Genomic DNA, 16,154 nt, shown 5'->3' with positions numbered 1-16,154 from the left:
CTCCTTGTTCTACAGTGCTGTAGAACTGGACCATCGGAGAACGGGGACGCGCATGGACAGGCCGCTTCGGCTGCCGCAGCAGGATCGGGCGGACTTCGAGACGGAGCTCGGACGGGCGCTCGCGGCCCCCCGGGTGCGGGAGGCGCTGCGCGAGGGCGGGGCCGACGCGCGCGCGGTGGAGCGGCTGCGGCGGGCGGCGCGGGAGAACGCGGAGTTCGTGCTGGCCGCGGCGGCGCCGGAGTACGAGCGCTACGCGGCCCTGCGGGCGGACGCCGACGCGGCCGCGCGGCTGCCGGTGGACGCGCCGCCCCTGGGGCGGGGGTCGGGGTGGTGGGGAGTGCTGGGGGTGATCGTGCCGCTCGTCGCCGGGGTGGCGGCGGGGATCTTCCTGGTGCTGGGCCGGCTGCTGGACCTGGTGGAGGACCTGGACGTGCTGGCGCACGCCCTGACGGGCGCCGGCTGGGTGGCGGCCGGGGTGGCGGCGGTGAGTCTGCTGATCGGCGGCCTGGGGTTGCTGGGTACGGCGGCCCGGTCGGCGGAGCCGGCGGACGAGGAGGCGTCCGGGCCTGGGGAGTTGGTCCTGGCCAGGGACGCCTGGCGGGCGGCGCTGGCGGAGCGCGGCCTGCTGCCGTACCTGGTGGCGCAGGCGAACGCGATTCCCGGTCAACGGCGTTGACGGAGTTCCGGTGAACGGGCGGTGCCGACCAGGAGGTGGGCGGCGTCGAGGGGGATGTCCAGGCGGCGGGCGATCCAGGCGGCGGGGCGGCCGGTTCGGGCGAGGACCCAGGCGGAGTAGAGCTGGCCCAGCTGGGGCGCGTTCTCGGCGAGCAGCAGGGGGCGGACGGCTTCCATCGGGAAGCCTTCGAGCGCGCGGGCGCTGTACTCGCGGCCGTTGGGGCCGAGCGGTGGCAGCGGGAGCGGGCGGCGGGCGTCCAGCCAGCGGGTGAGCAGCACGGCGCCGACCACGAGCAATCCGGTGCCGGAGGCGCCGATCAGGATGCCGCCGATGACGGGGCGTTCGTCCTCCTCGGCCAGGCCGAGGGCGATCTCCTCCAGGACGAGCAGGCCGAGCACGGTGAGCAGGACCGCGGCCTCGCCGGGGCGCGGGTGGAGCCGGGACGTCGACATGCGGAACCTCTTCCTCGGCAGGGTGACCGGGGCTTTCGGGCGGACGCGGCGATTCACCTTCCGTACAACGGCGGCGGGCGGCCCGGGGCACGCCCTGACGGGCCTGGTGGTGAAGCGCGGTATCGGTGTTGACGTTCCGTCAGAATGCTTGTGCGTTCGGAGGGTTGGACGTCATCCGGGGATCACGGGTCACGCCTCCTTCCGGTCGGGCGCGCCGTGCGGGCGCGTTCATCGACGGGGCAGGGAGCTCTGCTTCGGACCTCGGGTCAGCATAGCCTGGGCATGCCAACTTCGACAGCGGTGTCGAAGTCGTGGCATCCGGCGGTACGGCGGGGTGCCGGCGGGTGTCGTTCCCGCCGTGTCGAGTGTCGACCTCCGGGTGCGCGGCCCCGGTTCGCGGTGGTGCCGACGCGTTTCGGCATGCCACAGGACCGGTGGGCGGCACGCCCACCGGTCCGGCACGTGGCTCGCCCGCTGCTCCGGCAGTCGGGCGGCAGGGCCCCTCAGGGGGGCCCTCGAGGGTTCTCAGGGGCTCTCGGCCGGCCCCTCAGCGGGTCAGCAGCGGCAGCGGCGCCCCGGTGCGGGCGGGCAGTTCGAGGCGGGCGAGGAGGGCGGAGGGCGAGACCTCGACCACGCGGCAGCCGGCCCGGTGGCGGCAGTGGCGGACGACCGAGCCGTGGCGCAGCCGGTCGAAGCGGCGGCGGGTGGTGGAGCCGAGCACGAGCAGGTCGTCCGGCCCGGTGACGGCGCCGACCAGGGCGGGCCCGGGGTCGGCGTTGAGCACCAGCGGGCGGATGACCAGGCCGGCCGGGTAGCCGCCGTAGGCCTGCTCGAAGGCGATGTCGAGGCGGCGCCGGGCGGCGTGCTCCAGTTCCGAGCGGGGGCGCAGCCCGTCCCGCTCGCCGGCCGTCCAGGCGGCGACGGGCACCAGGACCGCCGCGTGCCGGGCCGCCTCGCCGACGGCGTGGTACAGGGCGGCCAGACTGCTCAGTGATCCGCTCAGGCCGACGATCACTCGGGTGGTCCCGGTCATGGCCGTTCGCCTCCGTCTCTCCGGTGGGGTTCTCCGGTCGGGTGCTCCTCGCTTCGGATGAGTCCAGTGAATCCCGGAACCACCTCCTCCGTACCGGCGCTGACACCACCATGACGCGGGTCACGTGCATCTTGACGGCCCCCTGACGGGCGGGCCGGGTGGAGGTTCAGCCCAGCCCCGGGACGAACTGGATGAGCAGGTCGATCGCCTTGATGCCGAGGAACGGCAGGACCAGCCCGCCCAGTCCGTACACCCGCAGGTTGCGGCGGAGCAGGTCGGTCGCGGAGGCGGGCTGGTAGCGGACGCCGCGCAGGGCGAGCGGGATCAGCGCGACGATGATCAGGGCGTTGAAGATGATCGCGGAGGCGATGGCCGAGGTGGGGCTGTGCAGTTCCATGATGTTGAGGTGGTGCAGCCCGGGGTAGGCGTCCGCGAACATCGCGGGGATGATCGCGAAGAACTTGGCCACGTCGTTGGTGATCGAGAAGGTGGTCAACGCGCCGCGGGTGATGAGGAGTTGCTTGCCGACCCGGACGATGTCGATGAGCTTGGCCGGGTTGGAGTCGAGGTCGACCATGTTGCCGGCCTCCTTGGCGGCCGGGGTGCCGGAGTTCATCGCGACGCCGACGTCGGCCTGGGCGAGCGCGGGGGCGTCGTTGGTGCCGTCGCCGGTCATCGCGACCATGTTCCCGGCGGCCTGCTCGCGCCGGAGGTGGGCGAGCTTGTCCTCGGGGGTGGCCTCGGCGAGGAAGTCGTCCACGCCGGCCTCCTCGGCGATCGCCCGGGCGGTCAGCGGGTTGTCGCCGGTGACCATGACCGTGCGGATGCCCATCCTGCGCAGCTCGGCGAAGCGTTCGGCGATGCCCTCCTTCACCACGTCCTTGAGTTCGACCACGCCGAGCGCGCGGGCGCCGTGCCGGTCGTGGACGGCGACCAGCAGCGGGGTGCCGCCGGCCGCGGCGATCCGGTCGACCAGTGGCGCGGCCTCGGCAGGCAGGCTTCCGCCGCCGTCGGCCACCCAGCGGGCGACGGCGCTCGCGGCGCCCTTGCGGACCAGGCAGGTGGTGCCGTCCGGCCAGCGCAGGTCGACGCCGCTCATCCGGCTGTGCGCGGTGAACGGGACGGGCTGCTGCTCGCCCAGCTCGCCGGGGGAGCGCGGCGGCACCCAGTACTGACGGTTCGTCAGTTCGATCAGTGAGCGGCCCTCCGGGGTCTCGTCCGCGACCGAGGCCAACTGGGCGGCCTCGGCGAGCTGTTCGGTGGTCGCACCGGGCAGCGGGTGCAACGCGACGGCCCGGCGGTTGCCGTGGGTGATGGTGCCGGTCTTGTCGAGCAGCAGCACGTCGACGTCACCGGCGGCCTCCACCGCGCGGCCGGAGAGGGCGATCACGTTGCGCTGGACGAGTCGGTCCATGCCCGCGATGCCGATCGCGGACAGCAGCGCGCCGATCGTGGTCGGGATCAGCGCGACCATCAACGCGACCAGCACGATGGTGGTTTGGGGTGCGTGGGCGTAGATGGCCATCGGCTGGAGCGAGACCACGGACAGCAGGAAGACGATGGTCAGCGAGGCGAGCAGGATGTTCAGCGCGATCTCGTTCGGCGTCTTCTGCCGGTTCGCGCCCTCGACCAGGGCGATCATCCGGTCGACGAAGCTCTGCCCGGGGCGGGAGGTGATCCGGACGACCAGGTGGTCGGAGAGCACCCTGGTGCCGCCGGTGACGCCGGTGCGGTCGCCGCCGGACTCGCGGATGACGGGCGCGGACTCCCCGGTGATAGCCGATTCGTCCACCGCGGCGACGCCCTCGACCACCTCGCCGTCCTGCGGGACGACCTCGCCGGCCGGCACCAGGACGATGTCGTGCAGCATCAACTGCGCGGCGGGGATGACCTCGTGGCGGTGGTCCCGGGTGCCGACCCGCCAGTGCAGCAGCCGTCGGGCGGTGGTGCCGGCCTGGGTGCGGCGCAGCGATTCGGCCTGCGCCTTGCCGCGGCTCTCGGCGACGGCCTCGGCGAGGTTGGCGAACAGCACGGTCAGCCAGAGCCAGAAGGAGATCACCCAGGCGAAGACGCCGGGGTGGATGACGGCGCTGACGGTGGTGAGTGCCGAGCCGGTCTCGACCACCAGCATCACCGGGTTGCGCAGCATGAGGCGCGGGTGGAGCTTGCGGACGGCGGCGGGCAGCGCCTCGGCGAGCTGCCGCCGGGTGATGAGCCGGCGGCGGCCGCCCGGCGCGGCGGGCCGGTGGCTCGGCGGCGGCTCGGGTGCGGGAGCGGCGGTCCGCTCCGGGCGGCGGAACCAGTTCTGCGGCTGGTCGGGGGTGTGGTCCGGTGTGGTGAGGGCCGAACGGCGCATCGTCTCGGGGGACCTTCCGGGCCGCCCGGTCGGATCGGGCGGCGGTTCGGGGAGCGGCGGGGACGGCGGACAGCCCACCACCGGAATCCCGCGCGCCATGCCGCTCTTGACACGGGCTTGGCACCGGAAGGGCCGTCCTTGACAGCTCCCTGACGCCGTCGGTCCACGGTCGTCAGGAGGGCGTCAAGGTCGGCGGCCGGGGCGTAGGTCCTGCGTCAAGGAGGGATGCGGTCGGTGTGCGGAGGGTCTCCACTGGAAGGGTCCGGCCGTACGGCGCGCGATGTCCCGCCGTGCGGTCCACCACCCGAAGGGATCCCCGCCATGACCACCGCCACCGCCGTCATCGATGTCGACCGGCTGCTGGAACCCGCCGTCCGTCTGATCTCCGCCACCGGGCGCCAGGACCGCCCCGAGCCGCCGGAACCGGCCCCGGCGGCCGAGCGCGACCGCATGCGCACCCGCCCGGCGCACTGCCGCTTCGCGATGCAGTACGAGGACTGACCGGCCGCCACTTTGACCCACCCACCCACAGGAGCATCCCCATGACCCAGCTCATCGGCCGGCCGGCCACCGGGGGCGGCGTCGCGGCCCCCGCCACTCGGGCCCCCGTCGCGGCTCCGGTCGAGGCCGCCACCGACGCTTCCGCCGGCCCGCCCGGCGCCCCCTGGCCGGCCTCGGCGCGGCCCGGCCGGGGAGCCGATCTGCTGGTCGGCGGGGTCGGGCTGGCCGAGGCCGCCGAGCGGTTCGGCACCCCGCTGTACGTGCTGGACGAGGGCGAGGTCAGGGCCCGCGCCCGGGCGTACCGGCGGGCGCTGCCGCACGCCGAGGTGCTGTACGCGGCCAAGGCCTTCCTGTGCAGCGCGATCGCCGACTGGGTCGAGCAGGAGGGTCTGGGCCTGGACGTCTGCTCGTCCGGCGAGCTGTGGCTGGCGGTCTCGGCGGGCTTCCCGGCGCAGCGGATCCTGCTGCACGGCAACGCGAAGTCCCCGGAGGAGCTGAGGCTGGCCCGGCGGCTGCGGGTCGGGCGGATCGTCATCGACGGGCCGGCCGAGATCGCCCGGCTGGCCGCCCTGGTGGCCGCCGACACCCCGCAGAAGGTGCTGGTCCGGGTCGTCCCGGGGATCGCGGCCGGGCACCACGCGGCGGTGCGCACGGGGGTCGGCGGGCAGAAGTTCGGCTTCCCGGTCGAGGGCGGTGACGCGGCCGACGCGATCGCCCGGGTGCTCGACCAGCCCGGTCTCGAACTCGCCGGTCTGCACTGCCATTTGGGCTCGCAGATCGCCGAGGTGGAGCCGTACCTGCGGGCGGTGGACGCGCTGGTGCGGCTGCTCGCGGAGGTGCGGGAGCGGCACGGGGTGGAGCTGCCGGAGCTGGACCTCGGCGGCGGCCACGCCATCCGGTACCTGCCGGGGGACGAGGAGCTGGACGTCGCCGAGTTCGCCGTCCGGGTGACCGACCGGCTGGCGGTGCGCTGCGCCGAGGCCGGGCTGGAGGTGCCGCGGCTGGTGGTGGAGCCCGGCCGCGCGATCGCCGGCCCGGCGGCGGTCGCGGTGTACCGGGTGCTGTCGGTGAAGCACGGTACCGACGGCCGCTGCTTCGTCGCGGTGGACGGCGGGATGAGCGACAATCCGCGCCCGGCCCTGTACGGGGCGCCGTACAGCGTCCGGCTGGTGGGTCGTCACCCGGAGGCGGGGGAGGTTCGGGTGGACGTGGTCGGGCGGCACTGCGAGGCCGGCGACGTGCTGGTGCGGGACGCGGTCCTGCCCGCCGACCTGCGTCCGGGGGACCTGCTGGCCGTGCCCGCGGCCGGGGCGTACCAGCTGTCGATGGCCTCGGGTTACAACCTGGTGGGGCGTCCGGCGGTGGTGGCGGTTCGCGACGGCCGGGCCCGGCTGCTGATCCGGCGGGAGACGGTCGAGGACTTCCGGCTCCGCGAGGTCGGCCGCTGAGGAGCTCGACCGCCGAGGAGCTCGGAAGCTCCCGGCCACCGAGGAGCGTGGCCCCTGCGCGAGAAGTCGGCCCGGCCGACTTCTCGCGCAGTGCCACCGGGGCCGGGGAGTCCGGCGGTCGATAACGGAACGGTTGCGGAGCCCGTCGTTCCCGCGCCCAGGTCTTGACGGCGCGGGGAGGGCGGGCGTTTGCTGTGACCCGCTCGTTGGAACCTGTTCGGTTCTGGTTCGTTTTGTGTGTTTGAACGTTCAAAACGCTCCACCATGTCGGCCGAGCCCCACTTTTCCTCGCCTTCCCCGCCTTCCCGTGCCGCCCCATCGAGAGGAATGCAATGTCACACCTTTCACGACGCGATCTGTTCCGCGCCTCCGGAGCGGGCCTGCTGGCCCTCACCGCCGGCGGCACCCTCGCGGCCTGCGGAGGTGGCTCCGGCCCGGGCGGCGGTTCCGGTGGGGACGCCGACAGCGGAACGATCACCGTCTGGTCCTGGGCCACCGCGGCCGCAGCCCTGCGCGGCGTCGTCCCGGCCTTCGAGAAGGACAACCCGGGGATCAAGGTCGACGTCCAGGACATCGGCGAACCCGCCATCTGGGACAAGATCACCGTCGGCATGGCGGCCGGCGGCCAGGGCCTCGGCGACGTCCTGCACATCGGCTGCGACTACCTGCCCGGGTACCTGGAGAAGTTCCCCGGCGGTCTCGCCAACCTCTCCGAGTTCGGCGCCGACGCCCACCGGGACGCGTTCGCCAAGGGCCTGTGGCCGGTCGTCACCGGCAAGGACGGCCACGCCTACGCGCTGCCCTGGGAGGTCAACCCGCTCGGCTTCTTCTACCGCAAGGACTACTTCGACAAGGCGGGCATCGACCCCGAGACCCTGGCCACCTGGGACGACCTGATCGCCGCCGCCGACCGCTTCAAGGCCGCCAACCCCGGCGTCGCCCTGATCGGCCTCAACAAGGCCGCCAACCCCAGCCCCGACCTCGACTTCCTGCAGTCCCTGATGCAGCTCCAGGGCGCCTTCTACTTCGACCTCCAGGGGAAGATCACCCTCGGCTCGGCCGAGGACGTCCGCGCCCTGACCACCGTCAAGCACCTGGAGGACGCCGGACTGATCGCCGACGCCCCCGGCGACCAGGGCTGGGGCAGCCTGATGAAGGCCGGCAAGGTCGCCGTCGCCCCGATGCCCGCCTGGGCCGCGCACTACCTGGAGAAGAAGTTCGCCGACCAGAGCGGCAACTGGCGGCTCGCCAAGCCCCCGGCGGTCACCCCCGGCGGCAAGCGCACCGCGCTGGTCAACTCCACCCACCTCGCCGTCGCCGCTTCCAGCCCGCGCCGCCGCGCCGCCTGGAAGTTCGTCGAGTACGCGCTCACCCGCACCGCCTCGGTGAACAGCATGTTCACCGCCGGCGGCGTCTTCCCCGCCCTCACCGCGGCGTACACCGATCCGATGTACACCGAGCCCAGTGCCTTCTACGGTGGCCAGCCCGTCCTGAAGACCTTCACCGAGCTGGCCATCGACGGCGGCGGCTCCACCAACTACTCCGGCGACTACGCCCGCGCCCTCAAGCTGGTCAGCGACGCGCAGACCAAGGTCTTCCTCAAGGGCGGCGACCCGGCCGCCGTCCTCCAGGACGCCGCCAAGCAGCTCGCCCAGCAGACCGGACGCAGCATCGCATGACCGCCGCCACCCGACCCGCCGCACCGCGCGAGCCGGGCGCGGACCCGGTCGCCGGGCGGGCCCGCCGCGAGGGCCTGACCCACCGGACTGCCCGGACCCGCCGCGGAAACCGGTCGCACCGCGGAAACCGGTCGCACCGCAGAGACCGGAGCCATCGCGGAGACCTGGGCCACCCCGGGGCCCGCGCCCACCGCGGGGCCCGGGCCCGCCGCAGGGCCGTGCCCTACCTGCTGCTCGCCCCCGCCCTGATCACCTTCGGCGTCTTCAAGGCCTACCCGGTCGTCGACTCGCTGCTGCTGTCCTTCACCACCGGCTCGGGCGCCGCCGCCCACGCCGCCGGCCTCGCCAACTACCGCCGCCTGCTGGACGATCCGCTGTTCTGGACGGCCCTGCGCAACACCGCCGAGATCCTCGTCGTCCAGGTCCCGCTGATGCTCGGGCTGGCCCTGCTGCTGGCGGTCGGCATCAACTCGGCGCTGGTGCGCTGGCGCGCCGTGTGGCGGCTCGGGGTCTTCATGCCCTCCGTCACCGGCCTGGTCGCCACCGGCGTGATCTTCGCCTTCCTGCTCAACACCGACGACGGCGCGGTCAACTGGGTGCTGAACGCCGTCGGCCTGCCCGCCGTCGACTGGCTGGGCGATCCGTTCTGGGCCCGGATGTCCGTCGTCCTCGTGCTCACCTGGCACTACACCGGCTACAACGCCGTCATCTACCTGGCCGGCCTGCAGGGCGTCCCCAAGGAGCTGTACGAGGCCGCGATGGTCGACGGCGCCGGGCCGGTCCGCCGCTTCACCGCCGTCACCGTCCCCGCGCTGCGCCCGGTGCTGCTGTTCACCGTCGTGCTCTCCACCATCGGCACGCTCCAACTCTTCGACGAGCCGTACGTGTTGACCGGCGGCGGCCCGGACAACGCCACCCTCACCGTTTCCATGTACCTGTACCAGAACGGCTTCCGGTACTTCGACTTCGGCTACGCCTCCGCGATCGCCTACGCGCTGACCCTGCTGGTGTCGGTGCTCGGCGCGGTCCAGATGCGCCTGATGGGAGAGCGCGACCAGTGAACCTGAGAAGACTGCGGGGCTGGCCGCTGACCTTCGCCCTGGCGGCCGTCACCGGACTGTCCGTCGGACCGTTCTACTGGCTGGTGGTCGCCTCCACCCGCAAGGACACCGAGATCTTCGACTGGCCGCCGAAGCTGCTGCCCGGCGGGCACCTGGGCGAGAACCTCGACCACCTCCAGGCCAAGATCGGCCTGCTCCGGGTGGTCGGCAACTCCCTGCTGGTCGCCGGGATCCAGACGCTCGGCGCGCTCGTCGTCGCCCTGCTGGCCGGCTACGCCTTCGCCAAGTTCCGCTTCCGCGGCCGGACCGTGCTGTTCGCGCTCCTGTTCTCCACCCTCGTGGTGCCCGAACAGGTCATGCTGGTACCGCTGTTCGAGATGATGACGGACTTCGGCCTGCTCGACACCTACCGGGCGCTGATCCTGCCGGGCCTGTGCGTGCCGTTCGCCGTCTTCCTGATGCGGCAGTCGTTGGCCGGCCTGCCGGACGAACTCCTGGACGCCGCCCGGGTCGACGGCGCCGGCGAGCTCCGGGTGCTGTGGAGCGTCGTCGTGCCGGTCATGCGGCCGGTCCTGGCCGCCCTGTCGATCTTCCTGTTCCTGGGCTCCTGGAACCAGTTCGTGTGGCCCCTGGTGGCCCTGCGCAGCCCGGAGATGCAGACCCTGCCGGTGGCGCTCGCGACCCTGCACGGCAACAAGAGCAACACCGACTACGGCGCGATCCTCTCCGGCACCGCGCTGTCCACCCTGCCGATGATGGTCCTCTTCCTGGTCCTCCAGCGGCAGTTCATCTCCGGCCTGCTGGCCGGTGCCACGAAAGGCTGAGCATGACCGAGATCTGGGAACCGCACGCCCCCGCCGCTGCCGGAGGCCTGCGCCCGCTCCACGCCGGGGGGTTGGACCTGCGGGCGAGCGGAGCGGCGACGGCCCGGGAGGTCGCCGACGGGGTGGTGGAGGTGACCGCCCGGGGCACCGGCGAGGTCCGGATCGAGTGGCGCGTCCCCTGCGTCGACGCCACCGCCCTCTGGACGCCCGAGCCGCGCGGCACCGGATGGCTGCCCGCCGCCTGGAGCGCCCCGCGCCGCACCGGTGTGGCCGCCGGCGCGCCGATCGCCGCCCTGGTCGGCACCGGGGACGTCGCGCTCTGCGCCTTCGCCGCCGAACGCCCCGACGTGCTGGCCGGGGCCGGAGTCGTCGAGGAGACCGGCGAGTTCCGGTTCTGGGCCGAGGCCCCCGACCACCTCACCGTCCGGATCGACACCTCGGGCCGGCACTACGCCCGCTGCCTGGCCGACCTCACCGCCTGGTGGGGCGCCGACCGCACGGCCGGCATCCCCGAGGCGGCCCGCCGCCCCGCCTACTCCACCTGGTACGCCATGCACCAGGACGTCTCGCCCGAGCGCGTCGAGACCCAGGCCGCGCTCGGCAAGGAACTCGGCCTGGACGTGATCATCGTGGACGACGGCTGGATGACCGCCGACCGCACCCGCGGCTACGCCCACTGCGGCGACTGGGAGCCGGTCTCCCTGCCCGACACCGCCGCCCACGTCCGGCGCGTCCACGAGCTCGGCGTGCGCTACCTGCTCTGGTACGCACTGCCGTTCATCGGCAAGGACAGCGCCGCCTACCGGAAGATCGGCCACCACGCGCTCGCCGACGCCGCCCACCTGGGCGCGGTCGTCGCCGACCCCCGCCACCCCGAGGTCCGCGCCTTCCTCACCGACCGGCTCGTCCGCGCCGTCGAGGAGTGGGGCATGGACGGGCTCAAGGTCGACTTCGTCGACTGGTTCGCCCGCGCCGACGCCCCGCCGGCCGGCCCCGGGGCGGACTGCGCGAGCGTGGACGAGGGCGTCGAACGGCTGCTCGCCGCGATCCGCCGCCGGATCACCGCCGCGAACCCGGAGGCGATGATCGAGCACCGTCAGCCGTACGTCAGCCCGGGCCTGTGGCCGTACGTCACCATGATCCGCGCCACCGACTGCCCGCTCAGCCCGCAGGAGAACCGGCAGCGGACCATCGACGTGCGGCTCGCCGCCGGGCCCGTCCCGGTCCACGCCGACATGCTGATGTGGCACCCGACCGAGTCGCCGGAGCAGATCGCCTGCCACCTGATCAACGTGCTGTTCGCCGTCCCGCAGATCTCCGTCGACCTCACCGCGCAGAGCGACGGCCGGCGCGAGGCCCTCGCCTTCTGGCTCGGGGTCTTCCGCGAGCACACCGCCACCCTGCAACTCGGCGAGCTGCTCCCGGCCCGCCCGGACCTCGGCTACCCGATGGTCACCGCGCGCGGAGCGGACACCGTCGTGGTGGCCCGCTACGCCGCGCTGCCGGTGGACGCCTCCGGCGACAACTGGCGGACCCTGCTGCTGGCCAACGCCGACACCGACCCGGACGTCCGGCTCACCGGCGGCAGCGGGACGGCCGCGATGACGGTGCGGGACGCCCGGGGGCGTATCGTCCGGCAGGGCGGGATCGAGCTGGACCGGGCGGACCCGGTCCCCGTGCCGCGCGGCGGGCTGCTCACCCTGCGCCGCTGAATGGGCCCGGAGCCCGGCGGGCCCGGAGCCCGGCCGGGCTCCGGGCCGGCCGTACCAGTGGGGAGGGGTCGGATGTCCGAGGGACCGCAGCGGGCGCGCCGCGGCGCCGTCACGATCGAGGAGGTCGCCCGCGCGGCCGGGGTCTCCCGGCAGACCGTCTCCAACGCGCTCAACGCCCCGCAACGGGTCCGGCCCGACACGCTGGCCCGGGTCACCGCGGCGATCCGCGGACTCGGCTACCAGCCCGACCAGTCGGCCCGCTCACTGCGCAGCGGCGCCCGGCGCACCCTCGGCTACCTCGCGCCGGCGGACGACCCGCTCGACCCCAACCCGCTGATGGCCGGCTTCCTGGAGGCCCTGGTCGACGCGGCCGGGGCCGAGGGCCGGCGGGTGCTGCTGTTCCGGCCCGCCCCGCCGACGGGCGACCCGACGGCCGCGATCGACGAACTGGTGGCGGCCCGGCAGGTGGACGGACTGGTGCTGGCGGACGTGCTCGCCGAGGACGCCCGGATCGCGCACGTCGCCCGGCTCGGCGTCCCCTTCGTGAGCTTCGGGCGCACCGGTCCGGGAGAGCCGCAGCACTGGGTGGACATCGCCAACGACGCGGCGACGGCCGCGGTGCTGCGCCACCTCGCGGAGCTCGGCCACCGCCGGATCGGCTACCTCGGAGCCGCCGAGGAACTGCCCTGGATGGCGGCCCGGCGGGCGGGTTTCCTCGCCGAGGCCCGGCGGCTGGGCCTCGCCGCGGTGGCGCTCCCCGGGGCGGGGGCGCCGGCCGGTTCCGCTGCGGGTGCGGGCGGCTTCGGCCCGGGTGCGGACGGCTTCGGTCGCGAGGCGGAAGGCTTTGGCGAGGCGGTCGCCGCCGTCCGGGCGGTGCTGCGCGGGCCCGACCGGCCGACCGCCTTCGTGGCGGGCAGCGACCTGCTGGCGCTGGACGTGTACGAGGCGGTCCGGGCGGAGGGGCTGGTGGTCGGGCCCGGCGGGGTGGCCGTCACCGGCTTCCACGACACGCCGCTCTGCCGCCACCTGCACCCCGCGCTGACCTCCGTCCGGCTGCCGTTGCGGGCGATCGCGGGCGAGCTGGTGGCCCGGCTGCTCGGCCAGGTGCGGGGCGAGGCGGCGCCGACGGCGGGGGTCGAGCTGCCGACCGAGCTGGTGGTGCGGGGGAGTAGCGGCGGGCGGGTGGCCGGCGGCTAGTCGGCGGACCGTGCGCCTGCGACCCGCCCGGTGGTCAGTCGTCGGCCCGTGCGACGACCAGCTCGCCGACCAGCCCGGCGGCCGCCGCCTGCTGCTCGGCGGGCAGGGCGTCGTCGGTGACCAGGACGTCCAGCTGGTCCAGGGCGGCGAAGGAGGCCAGGCCGACCGCGTTCCACTTGGTGTGGTCGGCCACCACGACCACCCGGCGGGCCGACTGCAGGAAGGCGCGGTTGGTCTCGGCCTCGGCCAGGTTGGGCGTGGTCAGCCCGGTCTCGGGGGAGAGGCCGTGGCAGCCCAGGATCAGCAGGTTGACGTGCAGGGAGCGGATCGCCTGGTCGGCCACCGGCCCGACCAGGGCGTCCGAGGGCGTCCGGACGCCGCCGGTGCGGATCACCGTCGCGGTGGCCGGGGTGCCGTCCTCGTCGGGCTGTTCGAGGAGGTCGGCGATCCGCAGCGAGTTGGTCACCACGGTGAGGTCCTCGACCGCGCGCAGGTGCCGGGCGACCGCGAAGGTGGTCGTCCCGGCGGCCAGCGCGACCGCCGAGCCGGGCGGCACCAGTGCGGCGGCCGCCCGGGCGATCGCCTCCTTGGCGGGCAGCTCCCAGCCGGCCTTGGTCTCGAACCCGGGCTCGCCGCTGGCGGGCGCCTCGACCCGCACCGCGCCGCCGTGCACCTTGTGCACCAGGCCGCGGCGGGCCAGTGCGTCCAGGTCGCGGCGGACGGTCATGTCGGAGACCCCGAGGTCCCGGACCAGCTCGGTCACCCGGACACCGCCGCGCGCGCGGACCTGGTCCAGGATCAGCATGCGGCGCTGCCCGGCGAGCGGTGGGGTGCTGTCAGCCATCGGGAGACCTCCTTCGAGCACTTCCGAGCAGTGGCGCTGGTGGATATTGTTTGAGATTGTAGCTTTCTGTTGATTCCAATGGCGTCACTCGGAGGAAGAGGGCCATGGCCGGGACCATCCTGACCCATCCCACCAGCAGGACCGTGACCGAGCTCGCGGACGGTCGGCGGCTCATCTACTACGACCGCGGCGGCGCCGCCCCCCGGAACGCCGTCGACCGGCGGCCGTTGGATCCGCAGGTCCCCGGCTCCGAGGTCCGGCTCGACCCGGTCACCGGTGACCGGGTCACCATCGCCGCCCACCGCCAGGCCCGCACCTACCAGCCGCCGGCCGAGGAGTGCCCGCTCTGCCCGTCCCGGGACGGACGGCTCAGCGAGATCCCGGCCGAGGACTACCAGGTGGCCGTCTTCGAGAACCGCTTCCCCTCGCTCGCCGGACCGCCGGCCGATCCCGCCCGGGAGGCCGGCGGCCTGTGGACCGCGGGCCCCGGCGCCGGCCGCTGCGAAGTGGTCTGCTTCACCGCCGACCACGACGCCTCCTTCGCCGACCTCACCCCCGAACGGGCCCGCCTCGTGCTGGACGCCTGGACCGACCGCACCGCCGAACTCTCCGCCCTGCCCGGCGTCGAACAGGTCTACTGCTTCGAGAACCGGGGCGCCGAGATCGGCGTCACCCTCGCCCACCCGCACGGCCAGATCTACGCCTTCCCCTTCACCACCCCGCGCACCGCCCGGACGGCCGCCCGGGCCGCCGAACACCGCGCCGCCACCGGCCGCAACCTCTTCGAGGACCTCCTCGCCGCCGAACGCGCCCACGGCGGACGGACCGTGCTCACCGGCGAGCACTGGACGGCCTTCGTCCCCTTCGCCGCCCGCTGGCCGTACGAGGTGCACCTGTACCCGCACCGCCGGGTGCCCGACCTGACCGCCCTGGACGAACCGCAGCGCGCCGAATTCCCGAGGCTCTACCTGGACCTGCTGCGCCGCTTCGACCGGCTGTTCGGCGCCGGCCGCACCCCGTACATCTCCGCCTGGCACCAGGCCCCCGCCGGGCAGCGCGGCGGACTCGCCCTGCACCTGGAGCTGTTCACCATCCGGCGCAGCGCCGACAAGCTGAAGTACCTGGCCGGCGTGGAATCCGGCATGGACGCCTTCGTCAACGACGTCACCCCCGAGGACGCGGCCCGCCGGCTGCGGGAGGTCGCCCCGTGAACGCCTTCGCCGAGCTCTACGGCCGTCCCGCCGAGGGGGAGTGGGCCGCCCCCGGCCGGGTGAACCTGATCGGCGAACACACCGACTACAACCTCGGGTTCGTGCTGCCGATCGCCCTGCCGCAGACCGTCCGTGCCCGGGTGGCCCGCCGGGACGACGGACTGCTGCGGCTCTGGTCCGCCCAGAGCGGCGAGCCGGTCACCGAACTGCGGCTCGCCGACCTCGCCCCCGGCGCGGTGCCCGGCTGGGCCGGCTACCCCGCCGGCGTGGTGTGGGCGCTGCGCGAGGCCGGGCACCAGGTCGGCGGCGCGGACGTCCGGCTGGACGGCGACGTCCCCGGCGGCGCCGGGCTCTCCTCCTCGGCGGCCCTGGAGTGCGTCGTCGCCGCCGCGTACAGCGACCTGTACGAATTGGGCCTGTCCGCGCCCGAACTCGCCCTGCTCGCCCAGCGGGCCGAGAACGCCTTCGTCGGCGTGCCGTGCGGGATCATGGACCAGATGGCCTCGATGTGCTGCCGCCCCGGCGCCGCGCTGTTCCTGGACACCCGGGACCTGACGGCACGCCAGGTGCCGATCGACCTCGCGGGCGCGGGCCTCGCCCTGCTGGTCCTGGACACCCGGGTCAAGCACGACCTGGGGGACGGCGCGTACGCCGCCCTGCGGGCCGGCTGCGAACGGGCCGCCGCCCTGCTCGGCCTGCCCGCGCTGCGCTCCCTGCCGCCCGCCGGGGTCGCCGCCGCGCTCGCGCAACTCCCGGCGGAGCTTCGCCCGTTGGTGCGCCACGTGGTCACCGAGAACGCGCGCGTCACGGAAGCCGTCGCCCACCTGGAGGCCGGCCGCCCCGCCGCGCTCGGCCCGATCCTCACCGCCGGACACGCCTCACTGCGCGACGACTTCCGGGTCTCCTGTCCGGAGACCGACCTCGCCGTCGAAGCCGCCCTGGTCGCCGGCGCCCTCGGCGCCCGGATGACCGGCGGCGGCTTCGGCGGCTCCGTCATCGCCCTGGTCGGCGCGGCCGAGGCCGAGTCCGTCGCCGCCCAGGTCACCTCCGCGTTCCGGGCCGCCGGGTACGCCGAGCCACGCACCCTCACCGCCATCCCGGCCGAGGGGGCGCGCCGGCTCGGCTGACGCCCAGCGCCCGCCCGGCGGGTTCACGCCGGA

14 protein-coding genes are annotated in these 16,154 nt (G+C 74.4%); 10 read left to right on the top strand and 4 right to left on the bottom strand.

Going from position 1 to position 16,154, the window contains the following annotated elements; all coding sequences use genetic code 11:
• The first annotated feature begins 52 nt into the window (after positions 1-52).
• A complete protein-coding gene (locus tag AB0Q99_RS03370) occupies positions 53-676 on the top strand; it encodes a hypothetical protein (protein ID WP_363567950.1) in 624 nt (207 codons plus the stop codon).
• Here the strand turns inward: AB0Q99_RS03370 and AB0Q99_RS03365 are convergent.
• The 3 genes from AB0Q99_RS03365 to kdpB form a co-directional block, all read right to left on the bottom strand.
• Complete coding sequence (locus AB0Q99_RS03365) at positions 664-1,128, bottom strand: hypothetical protein (RefSeq protein WP_363567948.1); 465 nt, start codon at positions 1,126-1,128, stop codon at positions 664-666. The two genes, AB0Q99_RS03370 and AB0Q99_RS03365, sit on opposite strands and share 13 nt — an antisense overlap.
• A gap of 547 nt (positions 1,129-1,675) precedes the next feature.
• Positions 1,676-2,161, bottom strand: coding sequence for a universal stress protein (locus AB0Q99_RS03360; RefSeq protein ID WP_363567946.1), 486 nt, complete (start codon positions 2,159-2,161; stop codon positions 1,676-1,678).
• A gap of 166 nt (positions 2,162-2,327) precedes the next feature.
• The gene (kdpB, locus tag AB0Q99_RS03355; protein ID WP_363567944.1) at positions 2,328-4,517 is read right to left on the bottom strand and encodes a potassium-transporting ATPase subunit KdpB; all 2,190 of its coding nucleotides are present in this window, start codon (positions 4,515-4,517) and stop codon (positions 2,328-2,330) included.
• Positions 4,518-4,838: 321 nt separating this feature from the next.
• On the opposite strand from kdpB, the gene AB0Q99_RS03350 reads away from it, so the two are divergent.
• The 7 genes from AB0Q99_RS03350 to AB0Q99_RS03320 all read left to right on the top strand — a co-directional run bounded on the left by AB0Q99_RS03350 (position 4,839) and on the right by AB0Q99_RS03320 (position 12,939).
• Positions 4,839-5,018 (top strand): hypothetical protein, encoded by a 180-nt coding sequence (locus AB0Q99_RS03350; RefSeq protein ID WP_363567942.1) that lies wholly within the window; start codon positions 4,839-4,841, stop codon positions 5,016-5,018.
• Between the two features lie 41 nt (positions 5,019-5,059).
• Entirely contained in the window at positions 5,060-6,466 is a 1,407-nt protein-coding gene (lysA, locus tag AB0Q99_RS03345; RefSeq protein ID WP_363567940.1) for a diaminopimelate decarboxylase, read from the top strand.
• Between the two features lie 332 nt (positions 6,467-6,798).
• A complete protein-coding gene (locus tag AB0Q99_RS03340; RefSeq protein WP_363567939.1) occupies positions 6,799-8,145 on the top strand; it encodes a sugar ABC transporter substrate-binding protein in 1,347 nt (448 codons plus the stop codon).
• Between the two features lie 218 nt (positions 8,146-8,363).
• On the top strand, positions 8,364-9,206 hold the full coding sequence (locus AB0Q99_RS03335) for a sugar ABC transporter permease (RefSeq protein WP_363567937.1): 843 nt from the start codon (positions 8,364-8,366) through the stop codon (positions 9,204-9,206).
• Positions 9,203-10,030: a carbohydrate ABC transporter permease gene (locus AB0Q99_RS03330; RefSeq protein WP_363567935.1), complete on the top strand. Its 828-nt coding sequence runs from the start codon at positions 9,203-9,205 to the stop codon at positions 10,028-10,030. The genes AB0Q99_RS03335 and AB0Q99_RS03330 overlap by 4 nt, the downstream gene beginning before the upstream one ends.
• A gap of 2 nt (positions 10,031-10,032) precedes the next feature.
• The gene (locus AB0Q99_RS03325; protein WP_363567933.1) at positions 10,033-11,742 is read left to right on the top strand and encodes a glycoside hydrolase family 36 protein; all 1,710 of its coding nucleotides are present in this window, start codon (positions 10,033-10,035) and stop codon (positions 11,740-11,742) included.
• A 72-nt stretch (positions 11,743-11,814) separates the two neighbouring features.
• Positions 11,815-12,939 (top strand): LacI family DNA-binding transcriptional regulator, encoded by a 1,125-nt coding sequence (locus AB0Q99_RS03320; protein WP_363567931.1) that lies wholly within the window; start codon positions 11,815-11,817, stop codon positions 12,937-12,939.
• A 34-nt stretch (positions 12,940-12,973) separates the two neighbouring features.
• Here the strand turns inward: AB0Q99_RS03320 and AB0Q99_RS03315 are convergent, their stop codons facing one another.
• A complete protein-coding gene (locus AB0Q99_RS03315) occupies positions 12,974-13,783 on the bottom strand; it encodes a DeoR/GlpR family DNA-binding transcription regulator (RefSeq protein ID WP_363567929.1) in 810 nt (269 codons plus the stop codon).
• 104 nt (positions 13,784-13,887) lie between these two features.
• On the opposite strand from AB0Q99_RS03315, the gene galT reads away from it, so the two are divergent.
• On the top strand, positions 13,888-14,994 hold the full coding sequence (gene galT, locus AB0Q99_RS03310) for a galactose-1-phosphate uridylyltransferase (protein WP_363567927.1): 1,107 nt from the start codon (positions 13,888-13,890) through the stop codon (positions 14,992-14,994).
• The gene (galK, locus tag AB0Q99_RS03305) at positions 14,991-16,121 is read left to right on the top strand and encodes a galactokinase (RefSeq protein WP_363567925.1); all 1,131 of its coding nucleotides are present in this window, start codon (positions 14,991-14,993) and stop codon (positions 16,119-16,121) included. Before galT ends, galK begins: the two co-directional genes overlap by 4 nt.
• Positions 16,122-16,154 lie beyond the last annotated feature (33 nt).

It is taken from the genome of Kitasatospora sp. NPDC086791 (genome assembly GCF_040685975.1).
Taxonomy (GTDB): domain Bacteria; phylum Actinomycetota; class Actinomycetes; order Streptomycetales; family Streptomycetaceae; genus Kitasatospora.
The sequence above is the reverse complement of the archived record's forward strand: the minus strand, read 5'-3'. Positions and strand labels throughout refer to the sequence as shown.

What these genes read in the sequence shown, in the direction of transcription:
- AB0Q99_RS03340 (WP_363567939.1), top strand. Translation starts at nt 6,799, where the DNA reads ATGTCACACCTTTCACGACGCGATCTGTTCCGCGCCTCCGGAGCGGGC.
- kdpB (WP_363567944.1), bottom strand. Translation starts at nt 4,517, where the DNA reads ATGCGCCGTTCGGCCCTCACCACACCGGACCACACCCCCGACCAGCCG.
- AB0Q99_RS03360 (WP_363567946.1), bottom strand. Translation starts at nt 2,161, where the DNA reads ATGACCGGGACCACCCGAGTGATCGTCGGCCTGAGCGGATCACTGAGC.
- AB0Q99_RS03325 (WP_363567933.1), top strand. Translation starts at nt 10,033, where the DNA reads ATGACCGAGATCTGGGAACCGCACGCCCCCGCCGCTGCCGGAGGCCTG.
- AB0Q99_RS03315 (WP_363567929.1), bottom strand. Translation starts at nt 13,783, where the DNA reads ATGGCTGACAGCACCCCACCGCTCGCCGGGCAGCGCCGCATGCTGATC.
- AB0Q99_RS03365 (WP_363567948.1), bottom strand. Translation starts at nt 1,128, where the DNA reads ATGTCGACGTCCCGGCTCCACCCGCGCCCCGGCGAGGCCGCGGTCCTG.
- galT (WP_363567927.1), top strand. Translation starts at nt 13,888, where the DNA reads ATGGCCGGGACCATCCTGACCCATCCCACCAGCAGGACCGTGACCGAG.
- AB0Q99_RS03350 (WP_363567942.1), top strand. Translation starts at nt 4,839, where the DNA reads ATGACCACCGCCACCGCCGTCATCGATGTCGACCGGCTGCTGGAACCC.
- AB0Q99_RS03320 (WP_363567931.1), top strand. Translation starts at nt 11,815, where the DNA reads ATGTCCGAGGGACCGCAGCGGGCGCGCCGCGGCGCCGTCACGATCGAG.
- lysA (WP_363567940.1), top strand. Translation starts at nt 5,060, where the DNA reads ATGACCCAGCTCATCGGCCGGCCGGCCACCGGGGGCGGCGTCGCGGCC.
- AB0Q99_RS03370 (WP_363567950.1), top strand. Translation starts at nt 53, where the DNA reads ATGGACAGGCCGCTTCGGCTGCCGCAGCAGGATCGGGCGGACTTCGAG.